Genomic DNA, 14,815 nt, shown 5'->3' on the forward strand with positions numbered 1-14,815 from the left:
TCTTGGGCATAACGATAGACCGTATCGATATAAGTGGTTATAAGAAAAATCGCTATGCTGCGGGCCAGATTTTTCATGCGGTTTTTGTGGGCGTGTTAATGGATTTCGGTAATTTCGGGTTAGTCGTTGCTGGGTTGGTGGTGGGCTTTATCGTCGGGATGACCGGCGTGGGCGGCGGTTCGCTGATGACGCCGATCCTGTTGTGGTTTGGCGTCAACCCGGCGACGGCGGTGGGCACGGACTTACTGTACGCGGCCATCACCAAATCCAGCGGCGTGCTGGTGCACCGCAAGAACAAGAACATCGATTGGGCGATTACCGGTTGGCTGACCCTCGGTAGCGTGCCGGCGGTAGCCATGACGCTGTGGTTCCTCAGCAGTTTGCACACTGCGCCTGAGGCGATGAACGCGATCATCAAGCAGGCCCTGGGCTTCGTGCTGTTCGCCACGGCCCTGGCGATTTTCTTCAAGAAGCGCCTGCTCGACTTCGCCCACAAACGCGCCGGTGGCAACTACAACCCCAGCGGCACGCGCCTCAACGTGCTGACCGTCATCACCGGCCTGATCCTCGGCACCATGGTCGCCCTGACGTCCATCGGCGCCGGCGCCCTGGGCACGGTGGCGTTGTTTATCCTCTATCCACTGCTGCCGACCCGCCGTCTGGTCGGCACCGAAATCGCCCACGCCGTGCCCCTGACCCTGGTCGCTGGCCTGGGCCATGCGAGCATGGGCAACATGGACTGGCATGTGCTGGGTTTCCTGCTGATCGGTTCGCTGCCGGGGATCTGGCTGGGCAGCCACCTGACCGGGCGCATTTCTGATGAGCTGCTGCGTCCGTGTCTGGCGACGATGCTGGTATTGATCGGCTACAAACTCGCATTCTAGACACGGATTCTTCGTAGCAGCTGTCGAGCACCGCGAGGCAGCGTCCGGCGGCGAAGCCGTCGCAAACCCTGTGCACGCGGTTTGCCTGATACACCGCAGTGCATGGTTTGACGACGGCTGCGCCGCCGGACGCTGCCTCGCGGTGCTCGACAGCTGCTACGAGGGCTGCGAGGGCTGCGGGTGTTACGGGGCAGCAGTCCCACGCTTCATCACCGTCACGTCCAACCCTTGGTAAACCCGTTGCTCCAGCACTTCCCAGCCTTGCCGCGCATACAGCGTCTGTGACGTGTCGGTGTACAAATAGAGTTCCGGCACGCCCAGCGTGGCGGCTTCCTGGACGATGCGCGCCACCAGTTGCGAGGCGATCCCCCGGCCTCGGTGTTCTTCCTTGACGTAGACCCCCGCCAGCCATGGCGTCAGTTCCGCGCGCGCGGCCATGTCGCGGGTCAGCAGCATGGCGCCGCCGAGCAGTTGTGAACCCTCGATCGCCACCATCACCGTGGGCACCGAGCCCTTGCCGGCGTTGGCCTGCAAATGTTCGATCCGCCCCTCGACGGTGTCGTCGGCCCGGAAGTGGCCCCATTCCTTGAAATTCAGTTCGGCCAATTCGTTGATCAGCTCGGGATGGTCACAGAGGTAGACGATTTCCATGGTGGATTGAAGCTCCTTTTTTGCGGCCCCTGGCAATTCGCTCGCGGACATCACGCCCCACCCTAAACGATCATAAAAGCGAATCAAACCGCGCTCACAATCCTTCACAGTTTGTTGCGCAATGTCGGCCCTGACCTAAGCTTGGGGCTAAGCGAAACACATTTGCGGATCGTCATCCGGAACGATCGCGGCAATGCGCAATCATTAGAGCGTGGATATCAAAAGGAGATGCGCATGCTCATCAGGTCTTTGACCCTGACAACCTTGCTGGCGCTTGCCGGCCCCTTGCTCGCCGCTGATGGCGATTCCCCTCTGGATGTCGATAAGGGCAGGGCCCGACCGTTGATCGTGATCACATCCAGTACCATCGACCCGGTCTGGCTGGGGCTGAAAAAGTCGCTTGAGGATCCGGCCAACAAACAAGGGGTCGCCGAGCGCAACATCAAGGTGTACAGCGTGCTGAACATGTCCGGTCAGCTCGACGGCAAGGACATGGGCCAGCAGGACACCATGGCCCTGATCCGCTCGCTGAAACTCGGTGCCGGGGCCTTGCCAAAAGTCATCCTGTTGGGCAAGGACGGCGAGAAGAAACTGGAAAGTTCGGGGGATGAATCGAAGTCGGTCGACCTGAAGAAAGTCTTCGCCACCATTGATGCCCTGCCGGCCGAGGAGAAGGAAGCGGCTGCACCGACCCCGCCACCGGTGGCGGCCGAACCGGCCACGACCAAAGGGGCCAAGGGCGCCAAACCAGGCAAACCGGCCAAGCCAGCCAAACCGCCTGAGCAACCGGATGATTGATGACAAAAACCTGGTGTGACACGCAATCCGGGGACTGAGAATACCTGTGGCGAGGGGGCTTGCTGTGGCGAGGGGGCTTGCCCCCTCAGACAACCCCTACACCACAGGTATTGTGTGGGGCCGGTCAGGCGATGGTGTCGACGACGCCGCCATCCACCCGCAACGCCGCGCCGGTGGTGGCCGATGCCTGCGGCGACGCCACATAAACCACCAGGTTAGCCACTTCCTCCATGCTCGCCGCCCGTTGAATAATCGAGGTCGGACGGTTGGCCATGACAAAGTCGGCGGCTACTTTTTCCATAGGCTCGCCGGACTTCTTTTGTTCATCCTTGAGCATCTCCTGCAAGCCCTCGGACAACGTCGGCCCCGGCAGAATCGCGTTCACCGTCACCCCGGTGCCGGCCATGCGCTTGGCCAGGCCTCGGGAAATCGACAGGTTGGACGTCTTGGTGAACCCGTAATGGATCATGTCCGCCGGGATGTTCAACGCCGACTCCGAAGAAATGAACACCACCCGACCCCAGCCGTTCTTCGCCATGTCTTGCAGATACGCACGGGACAGCCTCACGCCGGACATCACATTCACTTCAAAGAATTTTTCCCAGACGTCATCCTCGGTCTCGAAGAAATCCTGCGGGCCGTAGATCCCGACGTTATTCACCAGGATATCGACCCGGGGCAGGGCCGCGACCATCGCCTTGCAACCCTCGGCGCTGCCGACATCGGCCGCGACACCCCGCACCTTGGCGGAGGGTAGCAAGTGCTTGAGTTCAGTGACAGCAGCGTCCACGGCGTCCTGCTTGCGCCCGTTGATCACCACCTCGGCACCCGACTGGGCCAGGCCCTTGGCGATGGAGAAACCGATGCCTTGGGTGGAACCGGTAACGAGGGCTGTTTTGTTGGATAGATCGATGTTCATGGGGATCGCGCTCTTGAAGGGGAGGTAAGAGGGAGGACTGCGAGCCTCTTAGCCTAGTTCAAGAGAAAAATCCCTGATGTGTGCCCTGCACCCACCCTGTGGGGCTGTTTTCTTGTAAAAAAGTTTGTCAGCAGCAACGCTTCACGCCAGTCTGAGGGGCTGCTGATTTCTACCAAGGCCTTTTGCCCCATGTCCGAAAAAACCGCCGACAAACACTCAGCCCGAGCCGCATCCGTATTGGCCCTGTGTCTACCCGGCGACGTCTTGTTGTACCTGCTGTTGCCGATGCAGCCGCAGGCATTTGGCATCAGCCTGGCCGAAGCGGGCATTTTGCTGGCGGCCAATCGCTTGGTGCGGATTTTCGGTTATCGCTACGTCATGGAGTTTTATACCCGTCAGGGCGATCGCCCGGCGTTGTTGCTGGCCACCGGGACTGCCGCATTGTGCGCGTTGGGTTATGCGACCTTGTCGGGATTCTGGTGGCTGTTGCTGTTGCGCCTGGGCTGGGGCTTGTCCTATGCCGCGCTGAATTTGTCCACCCAAGTCATGGCCACCGCCGAGCCCTTGGGCGCTGCGCGTCGCACCGGGCGTTCGCGGGCAGTGATTGCAGCGGGGCCGATGTTGGCGTTGCCGTTGGGGGCGTTGCTCAGTGTGGAATACGGGCCGCGGGTGATTTTTTTCCTGATGTTTGCGACGTCGTTGATCGCGATGTGGCTGGCATTGGGGTTGCCGTCGACGCCGCATCCGATGTCGGCGTCGACCCGCCGTTTCAAGCGCCCCGACAGTGTCGCGATGTGGTCGTTTATCGAAGGGCTGACCCTCGACGGGCTGTTCATCATCGGCCTCTCGTTACTGGCGCAACACCTGCTGGAAGGCAACGCCGTGGTGGTCGCCGGGACATTGCTGGCGTTGCGGTATGTCTCGGAATTGTTGCTCAGCCCCTTGGGCGGGATGGCGGCCCAGCGCTGGGGGGCGACGCGGATGCTGATCGTCTTCTCGTTGCTGACGTCGATGGCGCTTATCGGCTTTGGCTTTCACTGGCTGGTGGTCGGCGGGGCGTTGGTGCTGGTATTGCGCGCGTTGCAACTGCCGTTGGTGGTGACCGTCATCGCCCAACGTCATCCCGACAGCGGACGGGTGCGAGCGCTGGCGGGGAATGCGGTGTGGCGGGATATCGGGGCGGGCGTGGGGCCGTTATTGGCCGGGTTTGTCTTGCCGGTGGCGCCATCGGAGTGGGTGTATACGGCGGCCGCGTTGTGTCTGGCGGCCAGTGCGCTGGCTTGCCTGGAGCGCAAAAAGGGCGCGGTGCAAAGACCCTGAAAAAAATGGGCGACCTTAAGAGGTCGCCCATTTTTTATGCCGGTTGTTCACCTGTAGCCAGGCGCGATTACTCGCTCAGCGCGCTCAGAATCTGGTGAGCCGCCTTGACCCGCTCCGGAATCGGAAAGTTTTTGTTGGCCATGATCACGATGCCGATGTCTTTGGCCGGCACAAACGCCACGTAAGTACCGAAGCCACCGGTCGAACCGGTTTTGTTGAGCAGCACGCTGTTCGGCTCGGGTTGCGGCGGGTTCAGCCATTGCACTTTATGCGCTTGCATCGCCATCGGCGTCGAGTTGCCCTCGAGCAATTTGTCGAGGCTGATCGGGTAGGTGTAGCGCTCCCAACCCAGGCCCTGGGTCATGTCGCCAACGGTGTAATAACCGGTGTGCGTCGTGGCGATGGCTTGCTGCAACGGTTTTTCCAGCGACGCCGGTTTCAGGTTCGCCTGAACAAAGCGAATCATGTCCACGGCGCTGGTTTTCACGCCATAGGCCTCGGAATCCAGCGCCCCCGGACCGACCCGCACGGCTTTGTCATTCTTGTCGTAGCCTTGGGCGTAAACGCTCATCTGATCCTGCGGCACCCGCAGGAAGGTGTGCGTCAAACCCAGTTTGGGCAGCAAGGTTCTCTCCATCGCTTCATCAAACGACAGGCCCAGCTGATGAGCGGCCAAGTAACCGAACAAGCCGATGCTGGGGTTCGAATATTGCCGATGCGTGCCCGCCGCATACACCGGTTTCCACTGCTTGAAATAGCCGAGCATCTTGTCTGCGTGATCCGCTGCGTCAGGAAACTGCAACGGCAAACCACCGGCGGTGTAGGTGCCCAGTTGCAGCACGCTGACGTTGTCGAACGCACTGCCGCGCAACTCCGGCAGGACCTTGCTGGCCTTGTCCGACAGGGACAGTTTGCCCGTGGCGTGGGCGTAGCCGCCGAGGGTGGCGGTGAAGGTTTTGCTCACCGAGCCGATCTCGAACAGGGTGTTTTCCGTAACCGCCTTGGCGTTTTCTTTGTCGGCGACGCCGTAGTTAAAGTAATGTGCCTTGCCGTTGACGGTGACAGCCACGGCCATGCCGGCAACGCCTTGGGCTTGCATCACGGGCTTAATGGCGGCATCGACAACGCTTTGGACCTGCTGATCGGTCTGACCCTGCGCCAGGCACGGGCCGGCGCTGAGCAAGGCGACGCAAGCCCCGAAAACAGTCAGTCTGGTGGTGTTGATTAGGTTTGTCATTGCTTCTGATCCCTGCGAATTGAGGCGCTGACCGGTAGACTTCCCGGTCAACGGCGTGGCAAATCTAGGCAACCTGCCGCTGATCGACAACCGATGATAATTCGCACGAGCCATTAGAAAAATTAGGGAATAGGCATGATCCGGCCTCAGTTACCGTTGAACGCACTGCGCGCCTTCGAAGCCTCGGCCCGCCATTTGAGTTTCACCCGGGCTGCGGTGGAGCTGTGCGTCACCCAGGCGGCGGTGAGTCATCAGGTCAAGAGCCTTGAGGCGCAGCTTAACGTCACCCTGTTCAAACGCTTGCCCCGTGGCCTGATGCTGACCAGCGAGGGCGAAACGCTGTTGCCGGTGCTGCGCGAATCCTTCGACCGGATTGCCGAAACCCTCGAACGTCTGGAAGGCGGGCATTACCGGGACGTGTTGACGGTGGGCGCGGTGGGGACGTTTGCGGTGGGGTGGTTGTTGCCGCGCCTGGCGGACTTCCAGGCGAAACATCCGTTCATAGATTTGCGCCTGTCGACCAATAACAACCGGGTGGACGTGGCGGCTGAAGGGCTGGATTACGCGATCCGTTTCGGCGCGGGGGCGTGGCATGGGATTGAAGCGGTGCGGCTGATCGAGGCGCCGCTGTCGGTGTTGTGTGTGCCCGAGATTGCCCGGCAATTGCGCGAGCCGGCCGATGTGTCAGGGCAAACCCTGCTGCGTTCTTATCGCACCGACGAATGGCCGGACTGGTTCGCCGCGTCCGGCCTCTCGACCCTCGCTGCGGCGCCCCGGAGCATCGTCTTCGACTCGTCGTTGGCGATGATGGAGGCAGCGTTGCAAGGAGCCGGGGTGGCGTTGGCACCGCCGCTGATGTTCGCCCGGCAACTGGCTGCGGGTGCCATCGAGCAACCGTTCGCCATTCACATCACCACGGGCAGCTACTGGTTGACCCGCTTGCAGTCGCGGCCGGAAACCTCGGCGATGGCGGCGTTCAGGCAATGGCTTCTACACGCCGCGAACTTGTAGGAGCAGAGCTTGCTCGCGATGACGGCGGCACATTCAACATCAATGTGCCTGACAGACCGCAATCGCGAGCAAGCTTTGTTCCTACAGGGCTCGGTGGATGTCAGCGCATCAGGCACGGCCGCTTGTTATCGAATTTCCAGCCTGGGATCAGATACTGCATCGCCACGCTGTCATCCCGCGCACCCAGGCCCATGCCTTTATACAATTCATGGGCCTTGGCCAACTGATCCAGATCCAGTTCCACACCCAGCCCGGGCTTCTTCGGCACTTGCACGCAGCCGCCGACGATTTGCAGCGGGGCCTTGGTCAACCGCTGGCCGTCCTGCCAGATCCAGTGGGTGTCGATAGCCGTAATCTCACCCGGCGCGGCCGCCGCGACGTGGGTGAACATGGCCAGGGAAATGTCGAAATGGTTGTTGGAGTGCGAGCCCCAGGTCAGGCCCCATTCATGGCACATCTGCGCCACGCGCACCGAGCCCTGCATGGTCCAGAAGTGCGGGTCGGCCAGGGGAATGTCCACCGATTGCAGCTGGATCGCGTGACCCATTTCCCGCCAGTCGGTGGCGATCATGTTGGTCGCGGTTTTCAGCCCGGTGGCGCGGCGGAATTCAGCCATGACCTCACGACCGGAGTAACCGTTTTCCGCGCCGCACGGGTCTTCGGCGTAGGCCAGTACATGATGTTGATCGCGGCACAGGCGGATCGCTTCTTTCAGTGACCAGGCGCCATTCGGATCGAGGGTAATCCGCGCATCGGGGAAGCGTTCGGCCAGGGCGGTGACCGCTTCGATTTCGTCATCGCCACTGAGCACACCGCCCTTGACCTTGAAGTCCTTGAAACCATAACGCGCGTGCGCGGCCTCGGCCAGGCGGACCACGGCGTCGGCAGTCATGGCTTTTTCGTGACGCACACGGAACCAGTCGTTGTCGGCATCCGCTTCGCTGCGGTAGGCGAGGTCGGTCTGGTTGCGGTCACCGACATAAAACAGATAGCCGAGCATTTTCACTTCATCGCGTTGCTGGCCCTCGCCGAGCAGGGCGGCGACCGGTACGTCCAGATGCTGGCCGAGCAAATCGAGCAGGGCGGCTTCGAGGCCCGTGACGGCGTGAATGGTGATGCGCAGGTCGAAGGTTTGCAGGCCCCGGCCGCCGGCATCGCGGTCGGCGAAGGTCTGGCGCACCTGATTGAGGATCTTCTGGTAAGTGCCAATCGGGCTGCCGACCACCAGCGAACGCGCGTCTTCCAGGGTCTGGCGAATACGCTCGCCGCCCGGTACTTCGCCGACGCCGGTGTGCCCGGCGTTGTCGGTGAGGATCACGATGTTGCGGGTGAAAAATGGCCCGTGGGCGCCGCTTAGGTTGAGCAGCATGCCGTCGTGACCGGCCACCGGAACCACCTGCATGTTGGTGATGATCGGTGCTTTTGCAGTGTCGTGTGCGTTCATTTTTATTGTCCTTAACAACGGAGATTCAGGCGTGGCTGGAAGTGGCTTGGCCGACGACGGCGGGTGCTGGTTTGGGCGTGTTGCGCGCAGCGAAAACGATGATCGCGGCGATGATCGAGGTTGCCGCCAGACCGTAGAGCCCGCCCTGGATCGAACCGGTGTGCTCTTCCAGCAGGCCGAAGGTGGTCGGTGCAACGAAACCGCCAAGGTTGCCCACCGAGTTGATCAGCGCGATCACCCCGGCAGCGATCCGCGCGTCCAGGTACGCCTGGGGAATTGGCCAGAACAACGACGACGCCGATTTGAAACCCAGTGCCGCGAAGCAGATCGCGACGAAGGCAAAGATCGGTCCGCCAGTGGTGGACATGAACATCCCGGCAGCCGCAATCAACAGCGCAGCAGCGACCCAGGCTTGCTGGTGTTTCCATTTGGCGGAAAACGCGGCGAAGGCGTACATGCCGACAATCGACAGCAACCACGGGATCGAGTTGAACAACCCGACCTGAATGTCGCTGAGATCGCCCATCTTCTTGATGATGCTCGGCAGCCAGAAGGTTGCGGCGTAAATGGTCAGCTGGATAAAGAAGTAGATCAGGCAGAACAGAATGATCTGGCGGTCCTTGAGCAGTTTGCCCAGGGACGGTTTGATCGGCGTGGCGGCTTCGCGAGCCAGTTGTTCATCGTCGATGGCCTTGACCAGCGCGTCCTGTTCTTCGCGGCTCAGCCATTTGGCGTCGTGGGGCTTGGAGTCGAGCCAGAACCAGACGAATACGCACAGGCCCACCGAGAACATGCCTTCAATGAAGTACATCCATTGCCAGCCATGCAGGCCCAGACCGTTGATTTGCAGGAGCAGCCCGGACAGCGGCCCCGAGATCAGCGAGGCAACCGCCGAACCGCTGAGGAAAATCGCAATCGCTTTGCCACGTTCAACTCCGGGCAACCAGCGAGTGAAGTAGTAGATCACCCCCGGGAAAAACCCGGCTTCGGCCACGCCCAACAGAAAGCGCAGGATGTAGAAGTGGGTTTCGTTCTGGATGAAGGCCATGCCCGCGGCGACCAGGCCCCAGGTCAGCATGATCCGGGTGAGCCAGATACGCGCGCCGACTTTTTGCAGGAGCATGTTGGAGGGGACTTCGAACAGGGCGTAACCGATGAAGAACAGGCCGGCCCCGAGGCCGTAGGCGGCAGCGCCGATGCCCAGGTCCTGTTCCATGTGGGCGCGGACGAAACCGATGTTCACCCGGTCGATGTAATTGACGATGAACATGATCACGAACAGCGGCAGGACATGACGTTTGACTTTGGCGACGGCGGACTTGAGGACCGAATCGGTGCTGTCGTTCGTCCCGGATATGGCTGTATTCACTTGCGTTTCTCCCACTGATTATTTTTATGCGGGGTGCGGCTGGGTGCTGCGATGTTGATAGACATCATACAACTGCATTTTTTCGTCGTGCAAGGGCTGTTGTCCAACAAAATGGCGCTTATTTGCCGATTCGTTATTCTTTATTTGATTGGAGTAGGCGATTTTAAAAGCGCTGGAAGCGTTTTTGTTGAGTGTTGTCATACAAGTTAGGCGCTGTTTTCTTCAGGGGCGAGTGCTACGATCTCGACTGCCCTGCTTTTCGGAAGATCGCCATGCAAGAAGACCTCGACGCACCTGCCCGCAAGCGCAGCCACAACCTCGCCCATGACCTGGTGGCCAAGCTGACCCAGACCATCCTGCTCGGGCAGATGCTGCCGGGGGACAAGCTGCCGTCCGAGAACACGATTGTTCAGGAGCACGGCGTCAGCCGCACGGTGGTCCGCGAGGCGATCTCCAAGCTGCAGGCTTCAGGGCTGGTGGAAACCCGTCACGGCATCGGCACTTTTGTCATCGAGCGCGCGGCGGAGCAGGGGTTGCGGTTGAACGTCGACACCGCGCTGGGCGTGCGCAGCATTCTGGAGTTGCGCATGGGCCTGGAAACCCAGGCCGCCGCGCTGGCCGCAACCCGTCGCACCGAGCAGCAACTGGCGCAGATGCGCGAGGCACTGGATGACTATCAACGCCTGCTGGCCAACAACGACAGCTGCGTGGAAGCCGACAAGCGCTTCCACCTGTTAATCGCCGAGGCCACCGGCAATGTGTGCTTCACCGAGATCATGCAGCACCTGGGCAGTGCGATGATCCCCCGCACCCGCGTGAATGCCGCCGAACGTGGCGCCACGGATTTGAGCAAGCTCGGACAACTGGCCAATCAGGAACACGAGGCAATCCTCAACGCCATCAAGCGCCAGGACCCGGACGCGGCGCGCGCGGCGATGTGGCTGCACCTGACCAACAGTCGCGACCGCTTTCTGGCCCAGGGCTGACAACCGTTGGTCTAGTCGATAGCACGCTGTTCCTGCCGTCGCTTCCAACTGATATGGCCCGGATTAACCGGGCCACATCAGTGAGGTGCATCATGGCTAACGATTCGATGTTCCAGGGCGCAACCCCCAATACCGACCCGACCAGACCCATGCCCGGCACGGACGAGCCAACGCTGGACTCAGATGCACCGGCAGGGATGGACCCTTCACGGGACCCGGCCTTGAGTGACGAGGATCGTCCTGAAGACTGGAAGGACCCGGCCGCCGATGAAGATGTACCGGCGGCGGATGAAGAGACGCCGCTGTCTGATGACCTGCGGTAAACAGAACCCGGCCATGGCGCCGGGTTTCTTTAAACCCCTACCGTGCGAACCACCGCCGGCCGGCGCTCAAGATTCAACGCCAGCACGCTGATCAACACCACCACCGCCCCGACAATCACCATCATCGCCGGCCGTTCTCCCAACGCCACTGATGCAATGGCCATCGCCGTCGGCGGCACCAGGTACAGCGTCATCGCCGCACGACTCAGATCGACATGGGCCAGCACAAACGCCCAAGCCAGGTACGCCAAGGCACTCGGAAAAATGCCCAGGCCAATCACTGCCATTTGCACATCAACCGGTGCCTTCGCCACCTGATCCGCCAACCCCGGCAGATACACCAGCAACAGCACGGTGCCGGACCACACCGAATAACAGGTCAGGGTCAATCCGTCATAGCGCCCGGTGTGATGTTTTTGCAGGGCGAAGTAAACACTCCACGACACCGCCGCCAGCAAAATCAGCAAGCCGTGGGCGTCAATGCTGCCCAGCCCTTTATCGCCGGCCACCACGATCACCACGCCGATCAGCCCCAACAACACACAGCCCCAACGCCAGACGCTGACCCGATCCTTGAACACAAATCGCGCCAGCAATGTGCTGAACAACGGCGTCGATTGCGCCAACACGCTGGAGGCTCCGGCACTGACGCCTTGCTGACCGAAATTCAGCAACACATGGTGCAGGCTCACGGCAAAGAAACCGAGGGCAATCAGGAAGGGCAGGTCACGGATTTTCGGCAAGCTGATGCCGCGCCAGACCGCGACAATCGCCATGAACACTGACGCCAGCAGAAACCGCAGCAGCGCCAGATGACCGGGGTCGTAAGCCTGCAAGCCGATGTGGATGCCAGTGGGTGAATACCCCCAGCACGCGACGACAAACGTCATGGCCAGAATGATTTTCAGAGTGGGTGAGAGTCGCGGCATGGTCGTGCACCTGTGGGCTGATGCACTCAGTATCAGAATTCGGATCATTCGCCACAACTGACTTATACTGCGCCAACTCTTCACTTTTGGTGATGTATGGAATTGGCTCAGATTCGCATGTTCAAGACCGTCGCCGACGTCGGCAGCATTGCCCGGGCGGCGCAGCTGTTGCACTGCGTGCCGTCGAATATCACGGCGCGGATCAAGGCGCTGGAAGCCGAGTTGGGGGTGGCGCTGTTCCTGCGCGAGGGCAGGGGGTTGCGGATCAGTCCGTCGGGGCAAACGTTCCTGGCCTATGCCTCGAAGATCCTCGCGCTGACCGCTGAAGCCAAGCGCGCACTGGACCCGTGCGCCGAGCCGTCCGGGCCGCTGCGCATCGGCGCCATCGAATCCTCGGCCACCGGGCGCTTACCGCGCTTGTTGGCCAAATTCCACAAACGCTATCCCGGCGTCGCGCTGGAGCTGACCACCGGCACCTGGAGTCAACTGCTCGACGACACCGCCAATCACCGCCTCGACGGTGCCATCGTCGCGGTGGATGTCGAGCGCTCACAACTCAAGCGCACGCCGATGTACCGCGAAGAGCTGCTGCTGATTGCCTCGACGTCCCTGGGGCCGGTGCGCGACATCACCGATTTGCAGGACAAAACCGTGTTCATGTGGCCCCAGGGCTGTCCCTATCGCGCGGCGCTGGAGCATTGGTTGCTGCGCCAGGGGCAGGCGTTGCCGATTGTCAGCCTGGCCAGTTACGGCGCGATTGTCGGTTGCGTCAGTGCCGGTGCCGGCGTGGCGCTGGTGCCCAAAGGGGTGTTCGATCAGTTCGCCAAAGGCGCAGGTTGCGCGGGGTACGAGTTCCCGGAGCTGACGGCGGTGGAGAATTTATTCTACTGGCATGAAAACGCCGGCGTTCACCCGGCGCGGGAGGCGTTTGTGGGGATGTTGCGCGAGGAGTTCGCGTGACTCTTTGTAACGTTGGCAATGACCACTGTGGCGAGGGAGCTTGCTCCCTCGCCACAGGTCTTGCGCTGGGAGGCGAGTGGCGTTTGTGGGAAATTTCTCGCCTTCATGCAAGAAAAGCCCTACATAAAATTCACATTGCTGGAGACCAAACTACCGAACTCTCACGGTTTTCAGGGGTTGGTGGTGGAAAAAGCACTCAATAGGTTTGTTCTTCGATTACCTGAGGGTTTGCGCCTCACGTTAAAACGTATTGCGAAAGAGAACAGGCGAAGCCTGAACGCTGAAATCGTCATTCGAATGGAGCAATCGTTCGCGGCCCTGGACAGGGGCAAACCGGGTCATGATGAAATCAGACTGGCTTTGATTCGTGAGGTGCTCGGAGCTAATCAGACACTGGAGAAGATCGAAGCCACTGCTGATTCGGACTAACCGGAAGCGGCCTCGCACCCGGTTACCCCTTCATGTCGTGCCATGAATTCCGCGCCGCCTGAGCTCCCGATACCAATCAAATGAGTCATATCACGACCTTTGTAGCAGCTGGCGAAGCCTGCGTTCGGCTGCGAAGCAGTCGTAAAACCTGGGCACAAGGTCTTACTGATGCACTGCGTTGCCTGAACTCACGACTGCTGCGCAGCCGAACGCAGGCTTCGCCAGCTGCTACAGAACCGTGCTTGGCTGATATTGCGCCTAGGAAATTTCCTACAGATCAGGGAGATAAATCCTTCGCTCGCTGTGTCATGAAATAGCCACAATTTTGCTTCCATGTATTGCAGGGTAAGCAGCGAGATGGATTCCCCTAGCGTTCTCGTATTAGAAAATCACTCGTTTCGGCGTGGTGTGTTGGTCACGGCGCTGCAGCATCTGGGCGTCATCGATATTTTGCAGGCCGATAACAACGAAGGGGCGATGGCGCAGATCCGCCGCGCGGGGGGCGTGGATATTGTGCTCTGTGACCTGGGGAATACGGCCCTCAATTGTCAGGACTTTCTGCATTCTGTCGGGCAGAACGGAATGGTTCGCGCGGTTGCCCTGTGCAGTGAGTTCCGGCCGGAGCTGCGTCGCGCCGTCGAACAGATGACCAACTTTGCCGGATTGCAGTTGCTGGGCGTCCTGAGCAAACCCACGCAGTTGTATTCGTTGCAGCAAATCTTGCAGCGTTATGGCCACCGGCGCCTGCTACCGGACGTCGATCCCGCACCGCCATACAAGCTGCCCAGCGAAGAGGATGTTCGCCGGGGCCTGGCGTTGGGGGAGTTCAAAGCCTGGTTCCAACCCAAGTTCGAGATGAACGGCACGGTATTGGCCGGGGCTGAAGCATTGGCGCGTTGGGAGCACCCGGTCAGGGGGCTGCTATTGCCCAAGGACTTTCTGGCCGCGGTGCTGGCCTATGACCTGATCGATGAAATGCTCAAGCAAATGCTGGAGCAAGGGATGAGTCTGCTGCACGCCTTGCGCCAGTCCGGCCTGGGCGTGGAATTGGCCTTCAACCTTCACGCCTCGCAACTGGCCCGCGATGACCTGACTGACCACATTCACCAGGTCTTGAAGTCCAACGACTTCCCGGGGTCGACGTTGTTGTTCGAAGTGGCCGAAAACGGCTTGCTCGACATCCCCAGGGCGACCCGGGAAAACCTGCTGCGCCTGCGCATGATGGGGTGCAGCCTGTCGATCGACGATTTCGGCATGGGTTTTTCCTCGCTGACACTGCTCTGCCACCTGCCATTCAACCAACTCAAACTTGACGGACAACTCGTGCGTTCCATTGCCGATCCGCGCACCAGGGCAATGGTCACCAGCACCGTGGCGTTGGCCCGGGTGCTGAACATGAGCCTGGTGATCGAGGGAGTCGGCAGCCAGTTGATCCGGGATGGGCTGGTGGAGATGGGCTGTTCATTCGGCCAGGGTTACCACCTGGCGCGGCCCATGGATGCCCAGCGGTTCGTGCAATGGTTGCGGAACCCGAAATTACCCGCTTGAAAATGTC

The 14,815-nt window shown here is 60.6% G+C and carries 15 protein-coding genes; 9 read left to right on the plus strand and 6 right to left on the minus strand.

Annotated elements, in window-relative coordinates; all coding sequences use genetic code 11:
* The first annotated feature begins 98 nt into the window (after positions 1-98).
* Positions 99-884 (plus strand): sulfite exporter TauE/SafE family protein, encoded by a 786-nt coding sequence (locus tag HKK52_RS31100; RefSeq protein ID WP_169373924.1) that lies wholly within the window; start codon positions 99-101, stop codon positions 882-884.
* Positions 885-1,067: 183 nt separating this feature from the next.
* Here HKK52_RS31100 and HKK52_RS31105 read toward each other — a convergent pair whose 3' ends face one another.
* Positions 1,068-1,535, minus strand: a complete 468-nt coding sequence (locus HKK52_RS31105; RefSeq protein ID WP_169373925.1) for a GNAT family N-acetyltransferase — start codon at positions 1,533-1,535, stop codon at positions 1,068-1,070.
* A gap of 234 nt (positions 1,536-1,769) precedes the next feature.
* On the opposite strand from HKK52_RS31105, the gene HKK52_RS31110 reads away from it, so the two are divergent.
* The gene (locus HKK52_RS31110) at positions 1,770-2,333 is read left to right on the plus strand and encodes a DUF4174 domain-containing protein (RefSeq protein WP_169373926.1); all 564 of its coding nucleotides are present in this window, start codon (positions 1,770-1,772) and stop codon (positions 2,331-2,333) included.
* Positions 2,334-2,457: 124 nt separating this feature from the next.
* Here the strand turns inward: HKK52_RS31110 and HKK52_RS31115 are convergent, their stop codons facing one another.
* Positions 2,458-3,252, minus strand: coding sequence for an SDR family NAD(P)-dependent oxidoreductase (locus HKK52_RS31115; RefSeq protein ID WP_169373927.1), 795 nt, complete (start codon positions 3,250-3,252; stop codon positions 2,458-2,460).
* Positions 3,253-3,441: 189 nt separating this feature from the next.
* Between HKK52_RS31115 and HKK52_RS31120 the strand changes: the two genes are divergently transcribed.
* Positions 3,442-4,572 (plus strand): MFS transporter, encoded by a 1,131-nt coding sequence (locus tag HKK52_RS31120; protein WP_169373928.1) that lies wholly within the window; start codon positions 3,442-3,444, stop codon positions 4,570-4,572.
* A 67-nt stretch (positions 4,573-4,639) separates the two neighbouring features.
* Here the strand turns inward: HKK52_RS31120 and ampC are convergent, their stop codons facing one another.
* Positions 4,640-5,809, minus strand: coding sequence for a class C beta-lactamase (gene ampC, locus HKK52_RS31125; RefSeq protein WP_169373929.1), 1,170 nt, complete (start codon positions 5,807-5,809; stop codon positions 4,640-4,642).
* A 135-nt stretch (positions 5,810-5,944) separates the two neighbouring features.
* Here ampC and HKK52_RS31130 point away from each other — a divergent pair, with 135 nt between their 5' ends.
* A complete protein-coding gene (locus tag HKK52_RS31130) occupies positions 5,945-6,820 on the plus strand; it encodes a LysR family transcriptional regulator (RefSeq protein ID WP_169373930.1) in 876 nt (291 codons plus the stop codon).
* Positions 6,821-6,920: 100 nt separating this feature from the next.
* Here the strand turns inward: HKK52_RS31130 and gudD are convergent, their stop codons facing one another.
* Positions 6,921-8,264: a glucarate dehydratase gene (gene gudD / locus HKK52_RS31135; RefSeq protein ID WP_169373931.1), complete on the minus strand. Its 1,344-nt coding sequence runs from the start codon at positions 8,262-8,264 to the stop codon at positions 6,921-6,923.
* Between the two features lie 25 nt (positions 8,265-8,289).
* Positions 8,290-9,633, minus strand: coding sequence for an MFS transporter (locus HKK52_RS31140; protein ID WP_169373932.1), 1,344 nt, complete (start codon positions 9,631-9,633; stop codon positions 8,290-8,292).
* Positions 9,634-9,905: 272 nt separating this feature from the next.
* Here HKK52_RS31140 and HKK52_RS31145 point away from each other — a divergent pair, with 272 nt between their 5' ends.
* Together HKK52_RS31145 and HKK52_RS31150 are read left to right on the plus strand one after the other, a co-directional pair.
* A complete protein-coding gene (locus tag HKK52_RS31145) occupies positions 9,906-10,619 on the plus strand; it encodes a FadR/GntR family transcriptional regulator (protein WP_169373933.1) in 714 nt (237 codons plus the stop codon).
* Between the two features lie 92 nt (positions 10,620-10,711).
* Positions 10,712-10,942, plus strand: coding sequence for a hypothetical protein (locus HKK52_RS31150; RefSeq protein WP_169373934.1), 231 nt, complete (start codon positions 10,712-10,714; stop codon positions 10,940-10,942).
* Between the two features lie 29 nt (positions 10,943-10,971).
* Here the strand turns inward: HKK52_RS31150 and HKK52_RS31155 are convergent, their stop codons facing one another.
* A complete protein-coding gene (locus tag HKK52_RS31155) occupies positions 10,972-11,871 on the minus strand; it encodes a DMT family transporter (protein ID WP_169373935.1) in 900 nt (299 codons plus the stop codon).
* A gap of 96 nt (positions 11,872-11,967) precedes the next feature.
* Between HKK52_RS31155 and HKK52_RS31160 the strand changes: the two genes are divergently transcribed.
* The 3 genes from HKK52_RS31160 (at position 11,968) to HKK52_RS31170 (ending at position 14,808) form a co-directional block, all read left to right on the plus strand.
* Positions 11,968-12,831: a LysR substrate-binding domain-containing protein gene (locus tag HKK52_RS31160; RefSeq protein ID WP_149661863.1), complete on the plus strand. Its 864-nt coding sequence runs from the start codon at positions 11,968-11,970 to the stop codon at positions 12,829-12,831.
* A gap of 18 nt (positions 12,832-12,849) precedes the next feature.
* Positions 12,850-13,260, plus strand: coding sequence for an Arc family DNA-binding protein (locus tag HKK52_RS31165; protein WP_169373936.1), 411 nt, complete (start codon positions 12,850-12,852; stop codon positions 13,258-13,260).
* Positions 13,261-13,668: 408 nt separating this feature from the next.
* The gene (locus HKK52_RS31170; RefSeq protein ID WP_237150817.1) at positions 13,669-14,808 is read left to right on the plus strand and encodes an EAL domain-containing response regulator; all 1,140 of its coding nucleotides are present in this window, start codon (positions 13,669-13,671) and stop codon (positions 14,806-14,808) included.
* Positions 14,809-14,815 lie beyond the last annotated feature (7 nt).

The sequence above is a fragment of the Pseudomonas sp. ADAK2 genome (assembly GCF_012935755.1).
GTDB lineage: Bacteria > Pseudomonadota > Gammaproteobacteria > Pseudomonadales > Pseudomonadaceae > Aquipseudomonas.

What these genes read in the sequence shown, in the direction of transcription:
- HKK52_RS31100 (WP_169373924.1), top strand. Translation starts at nt 99, where the DNA reads ATGGATTTCGGTAATTTCGGGTTAGTCGTTGCTGGGTTGGTGGTGGGC.
- HKK52_RS31105 (WP_169373925.1), bottom strand. Translation starts at nt 1,535, where the DNA reads ATGGAAATCGTCTACCTCTGTGACCATCCCGAGCTGATCAACGAATTG.
- HKK52_RS31110 (WP_169373926.1), top strand. Translation starts at nt 1,770, where the DNA reads ATGCTCATCAGGTCTTTGACCCTGACAACCTTGCTGGCGCTTGCCGGC.
- HKK52_RS31115 (WP_169373927.1), bottom strand. Translation starts at nt 3,252, where the DNA reads ATGAACATCGATCTATCCAACAAAACAGCCCTCGTTACCGGTTCCACC.
- HKK52_RS31120 (WP_169373928.1), top strand. Translation starts at nt 3,442, where the DNA reads ATGTCCGAAAAAACCGCCGACAAACACTCAGCCCGAGCCGCATCCGTA.
- ampC (WP_169373929.1), bottom strand. Translation starts at nt 5,809, where the DNA reads ATGACAAACCTAATCAACACCACCAGACTGACTGTTTTCGGGGCTTGC.
- HKK52_RS31130 (WP_169373930.1), top strand. Translation starts at nt 5,945, where the DNA reads ATGATCCGGCCTCAGTTACCGTTGAACGCACTGCGCGCCTTCGAAGCC.
- gudD (WP_169373931.1), bottom strand. Translation starts at nt 8,264, where the DNA reads ATGAACGCACACGACACTGCAAAAGCACCGATCATCACCAACATGCAG.
- HKK52_RS31145 (WP_169373933.1), top strand. Translation starts at nt 9,906, where the DNA reads ATGCAAGAAGACCTCGACGCACCTGCCCGCAAGCGCAGCCACAACCTC.
- HKK52_RS31150 (WP_169373934.1), top strand. Translation starts at nt 10,712, where the DNA reads ATGGCTAACGATTCGATGTTCCAGGGCGCAACCCCCAATACCGACCCG.
- HKK52_RS31155 (WP_169373935.1), bottom strand. Translation starts at nt 11,871, where the DNA reads ATGCCGCGACTCTCACCCACTCTGAAAATCATTCTGGCCATGACGTTT.
- HKK52_RS31160 (WP_149661863.1), top strand. Translation starts at nt 11,968, where the DNA reads ATGGAATTGGCTCAGATTCGCATGTTCAAGACCGTCGCCGACGTCGGC.
- HKK52_RS31165 (WP_169373936.1), top strand. Translation starts at nt 12,850, where the DNA reads ATGACCACTGTGGCGAGGGAGCTTGCTCCCTCGCCACAGGTCTTGCGC.